Source organism: Paracoccus mangrovi, from assembly GCF_042648425.1.
GTDB classification, from domain to species: domain Bacteria; phylum Pseudomonadota; class Alphaproteobacteria; order Rhodobacterales; family Rhodobacteraceae; genus Paracoccus; species Paracoccus mangrovi.
In genome coordinates, this window is the sequence record NZ_JBHRXJ010000004.1 from 73,796 (window position 1) to 90,172 (window position 16,377).

General features: G+C 66.1%; 14 protein-coding genes. 7 read left to right on the forward strand and 7 right to left on the reverse strand.

Annotated elements, in window-relative coordinates; all coding sequences use genetic code 11:
* Positions 1-3: 3 nt before the first annotated feature.
* From ACFOMH_RS07110 to ACFOMH_RS07135, 6 genes are all read right to left on the reverse strand, one after another.
* A complete protein-coding gene (locus ACFOMH_RS07110; protein ID WP_374426156.1) occupies positions 4-573 on the reverse strand; it encodes a peroxidase-related enzyme in 570 nt (189 codons plus the stop codon).
* Positions 570-2,894: a molybdopterin-dependent oxidoreductase gene (locus tag ACFOMH_RS07115; RefSeq protein WP_377743539.1), complete on the reverse strand. Its 2,325-nt coding sequence runs from the start codon at positions 2,892-2,894 to the stop codon at positions 570-572. Before ACFOMH_RS07115 ends, ACFOMH_RS07110 begins: the two co-directional genes overlap by 4 nt.
* An 87-nt stretch (positions 2,895-2,981) precedes the next feature.
* Positions 2,982-3,773 carry a siderophore-interacting protein gene (locus ACFOMH_RS07120; protein ID WP_377743541.1) on the reverse strand — a complete coding sequence of 264 codons (792 nt, stop codon included), beginning with the start codon at positions 3,771-3,773 and terminating at the stop codon, positions 2,982-2,984.
* 118 nt (positions 3,774-3,891) lie between these two features.
* Entirely contained in the window at positions 3,892-4,761 is an 870-nt protein-coding gene (locus tag ACFOMH_RS07125) for a dimethyl sulfoxide reductase anchor subunit family protein (RefSeq protein ID WP_377743542.1), read from the reverse strand.
* Positions 4,761-5,507: a 4Fe-4S dicluster domain-containing protein gene (locus tag ACFOMH_RS07130; protein WP_377743543.1), complete on the reverse strand. Its 747-nt coding sequence runs from the start codon at positions 5,505-5,507 to the stop codon at positions 4,761-4,763. The genes ACFOMH_RS07125 and ACFOMH_RS07130 overlap by 1 nt, the downstream gene beginning before the upstream one ends.
* A complete protein-coding gene (locus ACFOMH_RS07135; protein ID WP_377743545.1) occupies positions 5,504-8,293 on the reverse strand; it encodes a molybdopterin oxidoreductase family protein in 2,790 nt (929 codons plus the stop codon). Before ACFOMH_RS07135 ends, ACFOMH_RS07130 begins: the two co-directional genes overlap by 4 nt.
* Before the next feature lie 194 nt (positions 8,294-8,487).
* Between ACFOMH_RS07135 and ACFOMH_RS07140 the strand changes: the two genes are divergently transcribed.
* The 7 genes from ACFOMH_RS07140 to ACFOMH_RS07170 all read left to right on the forward strand — a co-directional run bounded on the left by ACFOMH_RS07140 (position 8,488) and on the right by ACFOMH_RS07170 (position 15,602).
* Positions 8,488-9,558: an Ldh family oxidoreductase gene (locus ACFOMH_RS07140; protein ID WP_377743547.1), complete on the forward strand. Its 1,071-nt coding sequence runs from the start codon at positions 8,488-8,490 to the stop codon at positions 9,556-9,558.
* Between the two features lie 158 nt (positions 9,559-9,716).
* A complete protein-coding gene (locus tag ACFOMH_RS07145; RefSeq protein WP_374426144.1) occupies positions 9,717-10,445 on the forward strand; it encodes a FadR/GntR family transcriptional regulator in 729 nt (242 codons plus the stop codon).
* Between the two features lie 25 nt (positions 10,446-10,470).
* Positions 10,471-11,445: a sialic acid TRAP transporter substrate-binding protein SiaP gene (locus tag ACFOMH_RS07150; RefSeq protein ID WP_377743550.1), complete on the forward strand. Its 975-nt coding sequence runs from the start codon at positions 10,471-10,473 to the stop codon at positions 11,443-11,445.
* Positions 11,446-11,531: 86 nt separating this feature from the next.
* Positions 11,532-12,104 carry a TRAP transporter small permease gene (locus ACFOMH_RS07155; RefSeq protein ID WP_377743552.1) on the forward strand — a complete coding sequence of 191 codons (573 nt, stop codon included), beginning with the start codon at positions 11,532-11,534 and terminating at the stop codon, positions 12,102-12,104.
* A 4-nt stretch (positions 12,105-12,108) separates the two neighbouring features.
* Positions 12,109-13,515: a TRAP transporter large permease gene (locus ACFOMH_RS07160; RefSeq protein ID WP_374426138.1), complete on the forward strand. Its 1,407-nt coding sequence runs from the start codon at positions 12,109-12,111 to the stop codon at positions 13,513-13,515.
* Between the two features lie 15 nt (positions 13,516-13,530).
* Positions 13,531-14,595, forward strand: a complete 1,065-nt coding sequence (locus ACFOMH_RS07165) for an L-idonate 5-dehydrogenase (protein WP_377743554.1) — start codon at positions 13,531-13,533, stop codon at positions 14,593-14,595.
* Entirely contained in the window at positions 14,592-15,602 is a 1,011-nt protein-coding gene (locus ACFOMH_RS07170; protein WP_374426134.1) for a zinc-binding alcohol dehydrogenase family protein, read from the forward strand. Before ACFOMH_RS07165 ends, ACFOMH_RS07170 begins: the two co-directional genes overlap by 4 nt.
* Here ACFOMH_RS07170 and ACFOMH_RS07175 read toward each other — a convergent pair.
* Positions 15,580-16,377 (reverse strand): glycosyltransferase family 2 protein, encoded by a 798-nt coding sequence (locus tag ACFOMH_RS07175; RefSeq protein WP_374426132.1) that lies wholly within the window; start codon positions 16,375-16,377, stop codon positions 15,580-15,582. The genes ACFOMH_RS07170 and ACFOMH_RS07175 overlap by 23 nt on opposite strands.

The window sequence follows — 16,377 nt, forward strand, 5'->3', positions numbered from 1 at the left end:
GGGCTAGCGCCCCATGGCATAGAATTCCGGGTTCGAGGGGATGCTGAACGCATTCGCGATCCGGTTCGACATGCCGAAAAACGCGGCGATGGCGGCGATGTCCCATGCGTCCTCGTCGCTCAGGCCGTGGCTGCGCAGGGTGTCGTAATCGGTCTCATCGACCTCATGCGCGCGGGCGGAAACCTTCATGGCGAAATCCAGCATCGCGCGCTGGCGCGGCGTGATCGGGGCCTTGCGATAATTCACCGCGACCTGATCGGCGATCAGCGGGTTCTTGGCGCGGATGCGCAGGATCGCGCCATGGGCGACGACGCAATATTGGCACTGGTTCGCGTTCGAGGTGGCGACGACGATCATCTCGCGCTCGGCCTTGGTCAGGTTGCCGGGCTTGTCCATCAGCGCGTCGTGATAGGCGAAAAAGGCACGGAATTCGTCCGGGCGATGCGCCAGCGCCAGAAAGACATTGGGGATGAAGCCGGATTTTTCCTGCACGGCAAGGATGCGGTCGCGGATATCCGTGGGCAGTTCGGCCAGATCGGGAACGGGAAAGCGGCTGATCGGGGTGTCGGTCATGGGGTTCTTGCTCCTTCCGGGAGGATTTCGGCCAGTTGCGATTGATAGGCGCGGATGGCGTCGCGATTGTCGCCGGCATGGGGCGCGACGCGGATCAGACAGGTATGGGCCGCGCAGCCCTGTCCAAAGGCGGAACTGCCGATATCCAGCGTCAGCACATTGGGATTGCCGGCGATGTCGGCGCCGTCCTGCCCCCTGGTCAGCCATGCGCCGGTGGGCAGGACCGCCACGCCCGGCGCGGTGTCCGGGCTGATCCGCGCGGTCGCCAGACAGGCGCCGCGCGCATTCCAAAGCCGCACCGTCTGGCCGTCCTGAATGCCGCGCGCCGCCGCATCCTCCGGGTTCAGCCGCAGCTGTTCGCGCCCGCCCCGCCGGTCGGCAAGGCTGGCCGCCCCGGTTTCAAGCTGGCTGTGCAGCCGGCCGCGCGGCTGATGCGAAATCAGGTGCAGCTCGTCGCCGTCGCCGCCGCCCAGCCATTCGGCCGGGTCCATCCATGCCGGATGGTCGGGACAATCCTCATAGCCCAGCCGCGCCAGCGTCCGGCTGCCCAGCACGATGCGGCCGCTTTCGGTGGGCAGCGGGTGATCCCCGGGCGCGGCGCGGAACGCGGCCAGATGGGTATGTTCGGCCCGCATCGGACAAGGGGCGTGCCCCCGATCCCAGAATTGATCAAAGCTGGGCATTTCAAAGCCATGCGTGCGGGCGGCGTAATCGCGGCTTTCGTCGTAAAGATGCCGGATCCACCCCATTTCGTCGCGCCCTTCGTTGAAGGCGGGACCATGGCCCAGCCGCGTGGCCAGCGCGTCAAAGATCGCGAAATCCGACCGCGACTGTCCCAGCGGCTCGATCGCCTTGGCCATGGCGACGATCACGTCGCTGCGCTTGCTGCCGGCAAGATCGTTGCGCTCGATCGAGGTCGAGGCCGGCAGCACGATATCCGCCCGCCGCGCGGTCGCCGTCCACATCGGGTCCTGCACGATGATGGTTTCGGGCCGCGCCCATGCCCGGGTCAGCCGGTTCAGGTCCTGATGGTGGTGGAACGGATTGCCCCCCGCCCAGTAAACCAGCCGGATATCGGGATAGCGATGTTCGCGCCCCTCATAGGTAAAGGGCGCCCCGGGATTCAACAACATATCGCTGATCCGGGCGACGGGGATGAAGCTGTTGCTGGCCCGCGTACCCTTGGGCATCATCGGCGACCGGCCCAGATTGATCGGCGACCCGACACCCCCGAGCGAGCCATAGCCAAAGCCCACGCCGCCCCCCGGCAGCCCGATCTGGCCGATGATGGCAGCAAGCCCCAGCGCCGCCCAGAACGGCTGTTCGCCGTGATGGGCGCGTTGCAGGGCCCAGCTGACGGTCAGCTGGCTGCGGGTCTGGACCAGCACCGGGGCCAAGGCCCGGATCGCCTGTGCCGGCAGGCCGGTAATGCGCGCGGCCCATTCGGCATCCTTGACCTGACCATCGGTGTCGCCGCGCAGATAGTCCAGAAACCGCTCGGCCCCGCTGGTGCAGCGGGACAGGAAATCGCGGTCATGGCGGCCGGCCGCGACGATCTCGCCGGCCAGCCCCAGCATCAGCGCGACATCGGTATTGGGCCGGATCGGCCACCATTCCGCGCCCAGCCAGTCCGGCAGATCGTCGCGCAGCGGCGAGACATGGATGACCCGCGTGCCGCGTTCGGCGATCCGGCGCAGATAGGTTTCCAGATGATGCGCGCCGATGCCGCCGGCCTCGGATTGCGCGGTGCGCGGCGAGATGGCGCCAAACACCACCAGCGTGTCGGTATGGTCCGCGACGGTGTCCAGCGTGTTCGACATGCCGTTGCAGGCCTCGTCGCTGCCCAGAACATGGCGCAGGATGACCGGGCCGGCGGCGGTCGAATAGGTATCGGCATGGCCGGTGAACCCGCCCGCCAGATTCAGCATCCGTTTCAATAGCGTGGGCGCATGATGCACCCGCCCCGCCGAGGTCCAGCCATAGCTGCCCGCAAAGATCGCCGCATTGCCGTGGTCGCGCGCCACGCGGGCGATTTCGGCCGCGGTCAGATCCAGCGCCTCGTCCCAGGGGATGGCGGCAAAGCCGTCCTGACCGTCGCGCGCCCCCCGGTCGGCCGCCCCGGTTTCGCGCGCCGCCAGCCAGCCCCTGCGCACCATCGGGCGCAGCACGCGGCGATCCGGCTTGGCCCATTCCGCGACCGAATGGATGACAGGCGAGGGGGCGGGATCACCGGCAAAGGGTTCGACGCCCAGAATCCGCCCGTCCTCGACCAGAATCGTATAGGCGCCCCAATGGCTGCAATGCGGAATGCGGCGGATCATCCTTGCCCCTGTCGATGTGGTCAGGGGCAAATCCTCGCATGTGCGGGCGCGTCGCGACAGGGCGAAAACGCCAAGGGCGCCGCGTCCCTAGTCTTTGGCGGCCTCGCCCAGTGTCCAGTAATTCGACAGATCGGTCAGGTCGCGCGGGTGATCCAGCGCCGTCAGATGCGCGCGCAGCGCCGTGATCGCGCCGCGTTCGCCCGCCGCCCAGACAAAGCTGTCGCGCCCGGGCGTGCCGGCTAGCCGCACCAGCGCCTCTGTGTCCTGCGGATCATGGGTGTGCCACGCGATCCGGGCCGCGCGCGGCGCCCGCAGCGCGATCCGCGCTGCCGGTTCGGCGCTCAGGATATGGGCGTCGACGCGGGCCTCGGCGGGCAGCATTTCCAGCCAGTTGGCAATGGCGGGAATGGCGGTTTCGTCGCCCAGCAACAGGTAATGCCTCGCATCCGGCAACAGCATCGAGGCCTTGGGCCCGCCGATATGGATCACGTCGCCCAGCCGTGCCTGCGCCGCCCAGCTGCCGGCGACGCCATGGCCATGCAGCACGAAATCCAGCACCAGCCGCCCCGAATCCGGGTCAAAGCCGCGCGGCGTATATTCGCGCGAGATCGCCGGCGGATCCTCGGGCCAGTGCAGGCGGCCGTCCCCCTGTCGGGGCAGGCTGAGCAATCCGGTTTCGGGATCGGCAAAGAACAGCTTTACATGATCGTCCGGGCCAAGGCTTTGCAGAGCCGGCTGCGCCACGCCCCCGGCGTCAAAGGCGCCGATCTGTGCGCCGCCCAGCGTGATCCGCCGCATCCGGGGGTTGAGATCCTCGATCGCGGTCACGGTCAGGGCACGCAGGGTGATCGGGAAACGGCGGGTGTCGGGGGCGGTCATCTTGCGGTCTCCTGCCATGTGATCGGTTCGGGGGAACGGGTCCCGGCAGTTAATTGACAAAATCAATCGGATTTGTCCAGATGGCCCTGTTCGGTGGTCGTGGTTCAGCGGCCCTAATTCAGCGGTCGTAATACAGACGCACGCTATGTTCGGCCTCGGCGAAAAAGAGCCAGCGCGCGGTGAACATGCCCAGCATATGCAGCCCAAAGGCCAAAAGGGTCACCAGCGGCGCGGCCGGCAGGAATGCCAGCGCCAGCGCCGGCAGGACGCTCATCGTGGCCAGCGCGATCAGCCGCAGCTTGGCCGCCTGCCGGCGCCCGACCTGATGGACGAACTCGTTCAACAGATAGTTGCTGCCGGTATGCGGCCCCTCGAACAGGCGCAGCCTGCCCAGATGGCCCAGCCCGGTGGCGCTGGCCAGCGTATGGCCACGCTGGGCCAGACCGCCATCGCCCATCCGCCATGCCAGCCACTGGATCACCCCCAGCCCCGCCAGCAAAAGCGCCGCCAGATGCGGCTGCGCGCCAAGGATCGCGCCCGCCGACAGCGCCGCCGTCAGAAACAGCACCGGCGTCAGCGGGCTGTTCCAGCGCGGCACGGTGCGCAGCTGTGCATAGATCATCGCCGTGGCCAGCACCGTGGCCAGTGCCAGCGCGGCCCCGATGGCCCCCAGCCATCGCGGCGCGGCACCCAGAAAGATCGCCCCCGCCGCATAAAGCCCAAGCGTCAGCAGGGCGGCGACCGACAGCCATGCCTCGCGGCTAAGCCAGCTGCTGCGCCATTGCGTGAACGCCAAAAGCGCGCGCTGCGGATTGCCCAAGTGAAAGCTCGATGCAAGCAGCCCCGCCACCGCCAGCCCGAATCCCGGCACGAATTGCCAGAACGCCGCCCAGCCCGTCGCGGCGCCGCCAAGACCCAAAAAGGCCAGATATCCCAGCCCCGCGCCCGACAGCACGGTGAACAGGATGACCGAAGGCGCGGCATGCATCAGAGTTTCTCCAGCATCTTGTCGAGCCAGCCGAAAAAGCCGCCCGCATCGGATGCGACCGGCGACAGCGTGGGTGCGGCGTCGGGGGCCGAAAGCCGGTCCTTGCGGCGCGGCGGCAGGTATTTGTTGACCGGCCGCGTGCCCATTTCCGGCATCAGGTCATAGCCGCCGCGTTCCGCGACCAGCCGGCTGACGGCGCTGTCCGGGTCGCCCAGATCGCCGAAATGGCGCGCCCCCGCCGGACAGGTGCGCACACAGGCGGGGACGCGGTCGGGTTCGGGCAGGTTGTCGTTATAGATGCGGTCGATGCACAGCGTGCATTTCTTCATCACCCCCGCCGCCGGGTCCAGTTCCCGCGCCCCGTAAGGACAGGCCCAGGCGCAAAGCCCGCAGCCGATGCAGGCATCCTCGTTGACCAGCACGATGCCGTCCTCGGCCCGCTTGTAGCTGGCGCCGGTGGGACAGACGGTGACGCAAGGCGCGCTTTCGCAATGCAGGCAGGATTTCGGCATATGCACGGTCTGGCAGGCGCCGCCATCCGTGGGCGTGGCCTCATAGGTATGGATGCGGTTCAGAAACGTGCCCATCGGGTTTTCGCCGTAGGCATCCATATCGGCCAGCGGCGCGCCCTGATTTTGCGTGTTCCAGCCCTTGCAGGCGATCACGCAGGCATGACAGCCGACGCAGGTGTCAAGGTCGATCACCAGCCCCAGCTTGCGTTCGCTGCGTTCGGGCAATGCGGTCATTTTCCGACCCTCCAGCGCAGGTATGCGGGCCCGCGCCCGACGGGCGAGGTGACGGGCGGAAAGGCCGGATCGGCCTCGTCCCGGGGGGCGGCCTTTTCGATCCTGACCCGCAGGTCGAACCACGCCGCCTGTCCGGTGATCGGGTCCGAATTCGACCAGCGCAGGCCATCGCCCTTGGGGGGCAGCAATTCGTGGATCAGGTGGTTCAGCAAAAAGCCCTTGGTCGCCTCGGGCGCGCGTTCGTCCAGCGCCCATGTGCCCTTGCGCTTGCCGATGGCGTTCCATGTCCAGACGGTGTTGGGGTTCAGCCCGCCATGCAGCGCCACCGGCACGGTGATGGTGCCGTGGGGCGATATCAGATGCGCCCAGTCGCCATCCCGAAACCCGTGCCGCGCCCAGATTTCGGGCGGCACATAGAGCGGGTTCCTGCCATGGATCTGGCGCAGCCAGGCATTCTGGCTGCCCCAGCTGTGATACATGGCCATCGGGCGCTGGGTCAGGGCGTGCAGGGGATAGGCATCCGTGTCGACATCCGTATCCCCGAAAGGCGGATACCAGACCGGCAGCGGGTCCATGGTCCGGCGGATGCGGTCGCGCAGGTGATCGGGCGGCTGGCGGTCGCCATGGCCTTCGGCGGCGCGCTGAAACCTGCGCAGGGGTTCGAGATAAAGCTGGAACAGATAGGGCTGGGGCTTGTCGAACAGCCCCATGCCCACGGCCCAGTCCTGATAGGCCATGTTCCACGGCTTATAGTAATCCGCACCCGCCGGGATATGGGTGCTGAAAAAGCCGCCATTGGCGATATAGCGGTTCAGCTGGTCCGGGTTGGCCGGCCCGCGCCCGGTCAGATCGCCATCGCCACGAAACCCGGCGAGCGGGCCGATACCGGGCTTGCGTTCATGGTTGACGATGTAATCGGCATAATCGCGATAGCGCGGCGTGCCGTCATCGGCCGTGAAACCCGGCAGTTTCAGCCGGTTGGCCAGCTGGATCAGCACAGTCTGAAAGCCGCGCACATCGCGGTCGGGTTCGACCACCGGCCAGCGGATGGCATCGGCGGCGGCATCCGCCTCGCAGATCGGGCGGTCCAGCAGGCTGATGCAGTCGTGGCGTTCCAGATAGGTGGTGTCGGGCAGGACCAGATCGGCATAGGCCACCATTTCGGAGGAATAGGCATCCGAATAGATGATGCGCGGGATGACATATTCGCCGTTCTCATCGGTATCGGTCAGCATTTTCATGGTGCCGGCCGTGTTCATGGACGAATTCCACGCCATGTTCGCCATATACAGAAACAGCGTGTCGATCGGGTAGGGGTCGCCCGCATGGGCATTGGCGATGACCATATGCATCAGCCCATGCGCCGACATCGGGTTTTCCCAGCTAAAGGCCTTGTCGATGCGGGCGGGGCGACCATCCGGGTCCAGTGCCAGATCCTCGGGGCCATGAACAAAGCCCAGATGCGGGCCATCCAGTGGCCGGTCGGGATGGGCATGGCAATGGGGTCGCGGATGCGCCTCGGAGGGTTTGGGATAGGGCGGCTTGAAGCGAAAGCCGCCCGGCACCTCGACCGTGCCCAGAATGATTTGCAGGACATGCAGCGCGCGACAGGTCTGAAAGCCGTTGGAATGGGCCGAGATGCCGCGCATCGCATGCATGCTGACCGGGCGGCCGGTCATGGTGGCGTGGCGTTCGCCCCGGAAATCGGTCCAGGGCTGGTCCAGTTCAAAGGCCTGATCAAAGGCGGCATGGGCCAGTTCGGCGGCCAGCGCGCGGATGCGCGCGGCCGGGATGCCACAGCGCTCGGCCACCGCCTCGGGGGCATGGGCGGGATCCAGATAGCGTTCCGCCATCCATTGGAACACCGTCCGGTCGGCGCCGTCGCGCGCGGCCAGATCGGGCAGGATGCCGGGGCTGTCGAACGCGCTGAGCGCGCCGCTGCGGCGGTCTCGGACCAGCATCTTGCCGGCACCGTCGCGCCGCAAAAGCCCGGTTTCCGCATCGACCAGCACCGGCGCGTTGGTATAGCGCGCCAGATAATCCAGATCGATCCGCCCGGCCTGAAACAGGCAATGGATCAGCGCAAGGATCAGCAACCCGTCGGTGCCCGGCGTGATCCCCAGCCAGTCATCGGCCACCGCGTTATAGCCGGTGCGGATCGGGTTCACGCCGATCAGCCGGCCGCCCCGCGCCTTCATCCGGCCGATGCCCATCTTGATCGGGTTGCTGTCGTGATCCTCGGCCACGCCAAAAAGCAGCATCAGCCGCGTTCGGTCCCAGTCGGGCTGGCCGAATTCCCAGAAAGCGCCGCCCATCGTATAGATGCCCGCCGCCGCCATATTGACCGAACAAAAGCCGCCATGCGCGGCGTAATTGGGCGTGCCGAAATTCTGCGCCCAGAAGCTGGTGAAGGATTGCGACTGATCGCGGCCGGTGAAAAAGGCCAGTTTCGCGGGATCGTCATGCCGGATCCGGCCCAGCCATCCCGCGGCGATATCCAGCGCCTCGTCCCAGGTGATTTCCTGAAATCGGCCCGATCCGCGCGGTCCGACCCGGCGCAGGGGCGCGCGCAGCCGCGAGGGGGCATTGACCTGCATGATCCCGGCCGAGCCCTTGGCGCAAAGCACGCCCTTGTTGACGGGGTGGTCGCGATTGCCCTCGATATAGGCGACGCGGCCGGATTTCATGTGGACGTTGATGCCGCAGCGACAGGCGCACATGTAACAGGTGGTCTGGCGCACCTCATCCGAAACCGGGGGCGAGGTGTCGATCACGGGCTGGGTCATGGCATCGGTTCCTTGCTGGGGCGGGATCGGCCGGCCTGGCGCAGTCATGGGCATGTGCTGGCACGATAGCGGCCAGGTCTTTGCGCGACAATTGCTTTGGGCGCGGGTCAGCCGGGCTGGACAGGCGCGCCGGGCCGCTTCATCATCCGGCCCGCCGTGATCCCATTCCCCGACCCATCATAGGAAAGCCGGTTTTGTCCCCTGATCAACATATCCCGCTGTCGCAGCTAGATCTGTTCTGTCGCCATGCCTTTGCCGCCGTTGGCGCCGACGGGGCCACCGGGGATGCGGCGACCCGCGCCATGCTGCACGGCACCCGCTTTGGTGTCGACAGCCATGGCGTGCGGCTGTTGCCGCATTACCTGACCGCGTTGCAGGGCGGGCGGCTGAACCGCAATCCGGTGCTGCGCCGGGTCGGCGGCTTTGGCGCCGTCGAGGTGCTGGATGCCGACAATGCCCAGGGCGCGCTGGGCGCCTATCGCGGCATGGCGCGGGCGATCGAATTGGCGGGCGGATTCGGGCTGGGCGCGGTCGCCATTCGCAACAATTCGCATTTCGGCCCGGCCGGGGCCTATGCGCTGGCGGCGGCCGAGGCGGGGTTCATCGGCATCGCCTTTTGCAATTCCGACAGTTTCGTGCGCCTGCATGACGGTGCGATGCGGTTTCACGGCACCAATCCGATTTCGATGGCGGTGCCCGTGGCCGGGGACAATCCGTGGTTTCTGGATATGGCGACCAGCGCCATCCCCTATAACCGGGTGCAGCTTTATCGCAGCCTTGGGGTCGAGCTGCCGCAGGGCACGGCCTCGGACAGCGCGGGCGTGGATACGCGCGACGCCGAACGGGTCGACATGCTGGCCCCGCTTGGCGGCGAATTCGGCTTCAAGGGCGCCGCGCTGGCCGGCGTGGCCGAGATTTTCAGCGCCGTTCTGACCGGGATGCGGCTCAGCTTTGACATCCTGCCCATGGGTGGGCCGGACATGTCGACGCCGCGCGGCATGGGCGCTTTCGTGCTGGCGCTGAACCCCGAGGCGTTTCTGGACCGGGACGGCTTTGACGCCGGGATGCGCCGCTATGTCGAGACGCTGCGCGCATCGCCCGCGCGGGCCGATTGCCGGGTGATGGCGCCCGGCGACCGGGAATGGGATGTCGCGCGCGCGCGGGACCGGACCGGCGTGATTCTGGATCCGGTGACGGCGGCCGCCTTTGAGGACTGGGCCCAAAAGCTGGGCATTCCGTCTGTGACCCGGTTGGGGGTCGAATAAAAATACCGAATTATCAAATCATAACAGAACAACGTATGCATTGTTTCGCCTGAATCGCAGAATTTTCTTGACGGATTTTGCGAACGCTCACTAACCTGAAATTGGTCAAACCAGTTTGACCGCGCCGCGGGGAGGCGGCGCATTTCACGGAGGAAAGCGTGCTCAACGATCCGAGGTCCCGCCGGCAATACCGGCAGGTGGCCGATCAGATCATGTTGCTTGTCGCCGGACAGGGGCTTGGTCCCGGCCAACGCCTGCCGTCCGAACGCGATCTGGCCGAGCGGCTGGGCGTGTCGCGCCCGTCGCTGCGCGAGGCGCTTATCGCGCTTGAGGTCGAGGGGCAGGTGGAAATCCGCATGGGTTCGGGCATCTATCTGCTGCGTCCGGGGCATGAGGGGGCGGCGGGCGTGCTGCATGCCGATGCCGAAAGCCCGATGGAGCTGCTTGAGGCGCGCTGCATCATCGAAAGCACCATCGCCGAACAGGTGGCGGTGCTGGTCACGCCGGATCTGATCGCGGCGCTCGATGACAATCTGCAACAGATGGCGGCGGCGATGGACCGCACGCCGCTGGCCATCCGCATCGATGCCGGGTTTCACGATCTGATCGCATCGGGGCTGGGCAATTCGTTGTTGTCCGGGCTGGTGGCGCAGATCTTTCAAAAGCGGCTGACGCCTATCTTTGCGCGCTATTCGGCGCATTTCGAGGGGCCGCGCACCTGGCGCGAGGCCCTGGCGGAACATCGTCTGATCCGCGACGCGCTGGCCGCGCGCGATCCCGCCGCCGCCGGCGCCGCGATGCGCCACCACCTGACCCAATCGCAGCGCCGTTTCAACGAAAATGTGCTGGGCGAACAGGCCGAGCACGCGATCCTGCAAGACGACTGAACGAAAAGCAAAGGGAGGAACAAGCATGAAGTTCAGATTGACCCGCCTGACCCTGGCCGCCGCAATGGTGATGGCCGGCAGCATTGCCGCACAGGCGCAGACCGTACTGAAATGGGCCCATGTCTATGAGACGTCCGAACCGTTCCACACAGAATCGGTCTGGGCCGCCGAGGAAATCGCCAAGCGCACCGATGGCCGCTATAAGATCGACGTCTTTCCCGCCTCGCAGCTGGGTAAGGAATCCGACATCAATCAGGGCCTGAAGCTGGGCACGGTCGATATCATCATCTCGGGTTCCAGCTTTGCCGCGCGCGATTACAAGCCGATCGGCGTGACCTATTACCCCTATATCTTCCGCGATTCCGCGCATCTTCTGGCCTATGCCAAAAGCGATGTCTTCAAGCGGCTGGCGCAGGGCTATGAGGATGCGACCGGCAACCATATCGCCGCCGTGACCTATTACGGCACCCGTCACACCACCTCGAACAAGGAAATCAAGACCTGCGCCGATATGCAGGGGCTTAAGATCCGCGTGCCGGACGTGCCCGCCTATCTGGCCATGCCGCGCGCCTGCGGGGCCAACACCACGCCCATCGCCTTTGCCGAGGTTTATCTTGCGCTGCAAAACGGCACCGTCGAGGCACAGGAAAACCCGCTGACCACCATCGAGGCGAAAAAGTTCTACGAGGTCCAGAAGAACATCGCCCTGACTGGCCATATCGTCGACCATCTGAACACGCTGATCTCGAAACAGCTGTGGACGAGCCTTTCGGACGAGGACAAGCAGATCTTTTCCGAGGTGATGCTTGAGGCCGCCGCCCGCGCCACCGCGATCGTCACCGAACGCGAGGCGGCGCTGGTCGAGAAGTTCCGCGCCGATGGCATCGGCGTCAACGAGGTGGACAAGGCCGATTTCGAAAAGACCGTGAACGAAAAGGTCGCCCCCGAGGACTTTGGCTATGTCAAGGCCGACCTCGAGGCCATTCGCGCCCTGCAATAAGGCCATGACCCCGATGCGCGGCCCATATCCGCGCATCGGACCCCACATGCCGACCCCCTGACATCCGATCCAACCCCGAGGTGCAAATGACCCAGCAGAACCATCCTCAGGTCAGCATCGACGAGATGGCCCATGCCTTCGAGGACGAAAGCGGGCCCGTCGATCTGTCGCATTACGCCATCGAGGACTGGCTGACGCTGGCCGTGTTCTGGGGCATGGCGATCTGTGTCTTTCTGCAATTCTTTACGCGCTATGCGCTGAACAACAGCCTGGCTTGGACCGAAGAGATCGCCGCGAACTGTCTGGTGATCGTGGTGTTCATGGGGGCGGCCATGTGCGTGCGCATGGGGCGGCATATCGCGGTGGACCTGATCTATAATTTCCTGCCGCGCCGGCTGGGACGCGGGCTCGAGGTGGTGGTCGATCTCATCTCGATCGGCTTTTACGCCTATATGGGCTGGCTGATGTGGCGCTATATCGACATCGTGGGCAGCGAGCGCATGGTCACCGTCGATCTGCCGCGCGGCTTTGTCTTTTACACCGTGTTCGTGGCCTTCGTGCTGATGCTGCTGCGGGCGGTGCAGAATTTCGTCAAGGATCTGACCGGTCGCAAGACCGTGCGCGAAGAGGCCGCGGAAACCGGCCCGACGGGGGTATGACGCCATGCTGCTTTTGATCGGAGCGTTTCTTTTCCTGATGATCATCGGGGTGCCGGTGGCGGTCGCCATGGCGGTGGCCTCGCTGGCCTATATCGGGATCTACAATGTCGCCCCCGACATCATTGCCGCGCAGCGCATGATCGCCGGGGTGGAAAGCTTTCCGCTGATCGCGGTGCCGTTCTTTATCCTTGCCGGGAACCTGATGAACATCGCCGGCGTGACCGGGCGCATCTATCATTTCGCGCTGTCGCTGGTCGGCTGGATGAAGGGCGGGCTGGCACAGGTCAATATCGTCGGCTCGGTGGTGTTTTCGGGCATGTCGGGCACCGCGCTTGCCGACGCCGCCGGCATCGGCACCATCGAGATCAAGGCGATGAAGGATCACGGCTATCCGGTCGAGGCCGCCGTGGGCGTCACCGCCGCATCCGCGACGCTGGGGCCGATCTTTCCGCCCTCGCTGCCTTTTGTCATCTACGGGATGATGGCCAATGCCTCGATCGGGGCGCTGTTCATGGCCGGCATCCTGCCGGGGATCGTGATGGCGGGACTGATGATGCTGACCGTCTATGTCTTTGCCCGCCGCTATGGTTGGGGATCGGACACGCCCTTTGACCTGCGCCAGCTGGCCGGGGCCGGGCTTGAGGTCGCGGTTGTCATGTGCTTTCCGCTGGCCGTCTGGGTGCTGGTCATGGCCGGGCTGTCGGTCAATCTGGCGGTGCTGATCGCGCTGGTCGCGCTGGTCGCGGCGGACTGGTATTTCGACTGGCATGCGGTGATGGCGCTGATGGCGCCGGTGCTGTTGATCGGCGGCATGACCATGGGCTGGTTCACGCCCACCGAGGCCGCCGTCGCCGCCGTCATCTGGACGCTGTTTCTGGGTCTTGTGCGCTATCGCACCATGACCTGGCGGACGCTGGCCAAGGCGTCGTTCGACACCATCGAGACGACCGCCTCGGTCCTGTTCATCGTCACCGCCGCCTCGATCTTTGCCTGGCTTCTGACGGTCAGTCAGGCGGCCCAGCTTTTCGCGGATGCGATGTTCGCGCTGACCGACAACTGGTGGACGTTTCTGATCATCGTGAACATTATCCTTTTGATCGTGGGGGCGTTTCTGGACACCATCGCGGCGATCTCGATCCTGGTGCCGATCCTGATGCCGGTGGCGGCGCGTTATGGCATCGACCCGGTGCATCTGGGGGTGATCCTGACGCTGAATCTGATGATCGGGCTTTTGACGCCGCCGGTGGGGATGGTGCTGTTCGTGCTGTCGCGGATTTCAAAGCTGTCGGTGGAACGCACGGCGCTGGCGATCCTGCCATGGATGACGCCGCTGGTGATCGCGCTGATCCTGATCACGTTCATTCCCGCGCTCACGCTGTGGCTGCCGACGCAGCTTGGCCTGATCCGCTAACCCAAGGATTGCCCCATGCGCACCCGCGTCGCCCGCCTTTACGCCGCCCATGACCTGAGGGTCGAGGAACAGGATCTTGCGCCCCCCGGACCGGGCGAGGTGTTGTTGCGCATGGCGGCGGGGGGGATCTGCGGATCGGACCTGCATTACTATCAGGATGGCGGTTTCGGCCCCGTCCGCGTGCGCGAACCGATCATCTGCGGGCATGAGGCGGCCGGGCGAGTGGTCGAGACCGGCGCCGGGGTCGATCTTGCGCCCGGCACGCTGGTCGCGGTCAATCCGTCCCAGCCCTGCGGCGTCTGCGAATATTGCCGGCGCGACATGCCGATCCATTGTCTGGACATGCATTTCATGGGCTCGGCCATGCGGCTGCCGCATGAACAGGGGATGTTTCGCGATCTGTTCGTGGTGCCCGCCCGGCAGGTCCATCCCCTGCCCGAAGGCGTGACCGAGGCCGAGGCCGCCTGTGCCGAACCGCTGGCCGTCTGTCTGCATGCGGTGGCGCGGGCGCGCGATCTTCTGGGCGATCTGGCCGGGCTGCGGGTGCTGATCAGCGGCGCGGGCCCGATCGGTCTTTTGGTGCTGGCGGCGGCGCGGCATGCGGGGGTGAGCGACATCACCGTCACCGATCTGACCGATGCGGCGCTGGAGCGCGCCCGCGCCATGGGGGCGGCGGTCACCATCAATGTCGCGACCGATCCCGATGCCCTGACCCCCCTGCAAAAGGACAAGGGACAGGTCGATCTGATCTTTGACTGTTCCGCCGCCGGCCCCGCCCTGCGCGCCGCATTCGCCTGTATCCGCCCGCGCGGCACCATCCTTCAGGTCGGCGTGACCGGCGACATGACCTTTCCGCTGAATGCGCTGGTGGGCAAGGAAATCACCTGGCGCGGCAGCCAGCGTTTCCATGCCGAATTCGCCGAGGCCGTCGATCTGATCGGGGACCGCCGGATCGACCTGCGCCCGATCATCACCCACAGCCTGCCGCTGGCCCGCGCGCGCGAGGCCTTTGAGCTGGCCGGCGACCGCAGCCTTGCCTGCAAGGTACAGCTGACATTCGGCACGGAGGACACGCCATGAAGGCCCTGATCTGCGAGGAACCGGGCCGGCTTGCGCTGATCTCGCGCCCCGAACCCGAACGCGGCGCGGGTGAGGTGCTGGTCCGCATCCGCCATGTCGGCATTTGCGGCACCGATTTCCACATCTTTGGCGGCAAGCATCCGTTTCTGGAATATCCCCGCGTCATGGGCCACGAGCTGTCCGGCACCGTCGAGGCCGCGCCCGAAGACAGCGGCCTGAACCCCGGCGATCCGGTCTATATCGTGCCCTATCTGGCCTGCGGCGACTGTCAGGCCTGTCGGATCGGGTTAAGCAATGCTTGCGTCAATATCCGGGTGCTGGGCGTGCATACCGATGGCGGCATGGCCGAGATGATTTCGGTCCCGGTGCAGAACGTCGTGCCGACCGGCAATATCGCGCTGCGCGATGCGGCGATGATCGAGTTTCTGGCCATCGGCGCGCATGGCGTCAAACGCGGCGCGGTTTCGGATCGGGATCGCGTGCTGGTTACCGGCACCGGCCCCATCGGCATGTCGGCGGTGATATTCGCCAAGGCGCGGGGCGCGCATGTCACCGTCATGGACATGCGTCAGGACCGGCTGGCATTCGCGCGGGACCGGCTGGGGGCGGATGCCGTGCTGATCGCCGATGCCGGGGCCGAGGCCAATGCCCGCCGCCTGACCGGCGGCGACTGGTTCGATGTGGTGATCGACGCGACCGGGGCCGCCGCGCCCATCGAACGCGGTTTCGGCTTTCTGGCTCATGGTGCGCGCTATGTGCTGTTGTCGGTCGTGCGCCAGAACATCGCCTTTTCGGACCCAGAGTTCCATAAGCGCGAGGCCACCCTGATCGCCAGCCGCAACGCCCAGCCCGACGATTTCGCCGAGGTGGTGGCCCAGATGCGCGCCGGCCGGGTGCCGGCCGATGCGCTCAATACCCATCGTGGCGCGCTGGCCGATGGGGTGGCGCTGTTTCAGGATTGGGCGCGCCCCGAGGCCGGCGTCATCAAGGCGATTCTTGATCTGTGACCGGCCCCATCGCGGGATGGGGGCAATGCGCCATCGCCGCCGCCATCGGGTCGGGCGTGCCGGGATTGCGCCCCGACCGGCGGATCAGCCAGGCCGCACCCATCAGATCGGGGATTCCGACCAGCCCGCGTTTCAGGTTCGAATATTTCGACCGGCCGCCATTGCGCGGGCGGTGGGTGACGTCGACCGTGGCGATGTCCCATCCCTCGCGCAGCATCATCGCCGGCATGAAGCGGTGGATATGGTCGAAAAAGGGCAGCTCAAGATAGGCGCTGCGGCGGAACGCCTTAAGCCCGCATCCCGAATCGCGCACCCCGTCGCGCAGCAATGACCCGCGCAGCCAGTTGGCAAAGCGCGATGCCAGCCGCTTGCCCAGATTGTCCTGACGTGCCGCGCGCTGCCCCTGCACCAGCCCCAGCCGTGGCCCGCCCGCCCGCAGCCGCGCCAGAAGGCGGGGGATCTGGTCGGGCGGGTTCTGTCCGTCCCCGTCAAGCGTCACGATCACCGGCGCGCGCGCCAGCCGCACCCCGCTGCGGATGGCGGTGGATTGGCCGCGCGCCTGCGGATGCCGGTGCCAGCGCAGCCGCGGGTGACGCCCGGCCAGATCGCGCAGGATATTCGTCGTCTCGTCGGTCGAGCCGTCGTCGATGACGACGATCTCGTAATCCTGACCCGTCAGGGCCTGATCGATTTCGGCGATCAGGGGGGCAATCGCGGTCGCCTCGTCATGGGCGGGGATCACGACCGAGACCGCCTTGCAGGAAATATCCGTCAT

Bases quoted from the DNA above. Each gene is read 5' to 3' on its own strand.
- ACFOMH_RS07150 (WP_377743550.1), top strand. From the start codon at position 10,471: ATGAAGTTCAGATTGACCCGCCTGACCCTGGCCGCCGCAATGGTGATG.
- ACFOMH_RS07155 (WP_377743552.1), top strand. From the start codon at position 11,532: ATGACCCAGCAGAACCATCCTCAGGTCAGCATCGACGAGATGGCCCAT.
- ACFOMH_RS07170 (WP_374426134.1), top strand. From the start codon at position 14,592: ATGAAGGCCCTGATCTGCGAGGAACCGGGCCGGCTTGCGCTGATCTCG.
- ACFOMH_RS07115 (WP_377743539.1), bottom strand. From the start codon at position 2,894: ATGATCCGCCGCATTCCGCATTGCAGCCATTGGGGCGCCTATACGATT.
- ACFOMH_RS07175 (WP_374426132.1), bottom strand. From the start codon at position 16,377: ATGACGGATATTTCCTGCAAGGCGGTCTCGGTCGTGATCCCCGCCCAT.
- ACFOMH_RS07125 (WP_377743542.1), bottom strand. From the start codon at position 4,761: ATGCATGCCGCGCCTTCGGTCATCCTGTTCACCGTGCTGTCGGGCGCG.
- ACFOMH_RS07120 (WP_377743541.1), bottom strand. From the start codon at position 3,773: ATGACCGCCCCCGACACCCGCCGTTTCCCGATCACCCTGCGTGCCCTG.
- ACFOMH_RS07110 (WP_374426156.1), bottom strand. From the start codon at position 573: ATGACCGACACCCCGATCAGCCGCTTTCCCGTTCCCGATCTGGCCGAA.
- ACFOMH_RS07160 (WP_374426138.1), top strand. From the start codon at position 12,109: ATGCTGCTTTTGATCGGAGCGTTTCTTTTCCTGATGATCATCGGGGTG.
- ACFOMH_RS07165 (WP_377743554.1), top strand. From the start codon at position 13,531: ATGCGCACCCGCGTCGCCCGCCTTTACGCCGCCCATGACCTGAGGGTC.
- ACFOMH_RS07135 (WP_377743545.1), bottom strand. From the start codon at position 8,293: ATGACCCAGCCCGTGATCGACACCTCGCCCCCGGTTTCGGATGAGGTG.
- ACFOMH_RS07130 (WP_377743543.1), bottom strand. From the start codon at position 5,507: ATGACCGCATTGCCCGAACGCAGCGAACGCAAGCTGGGGCTGGTGATC.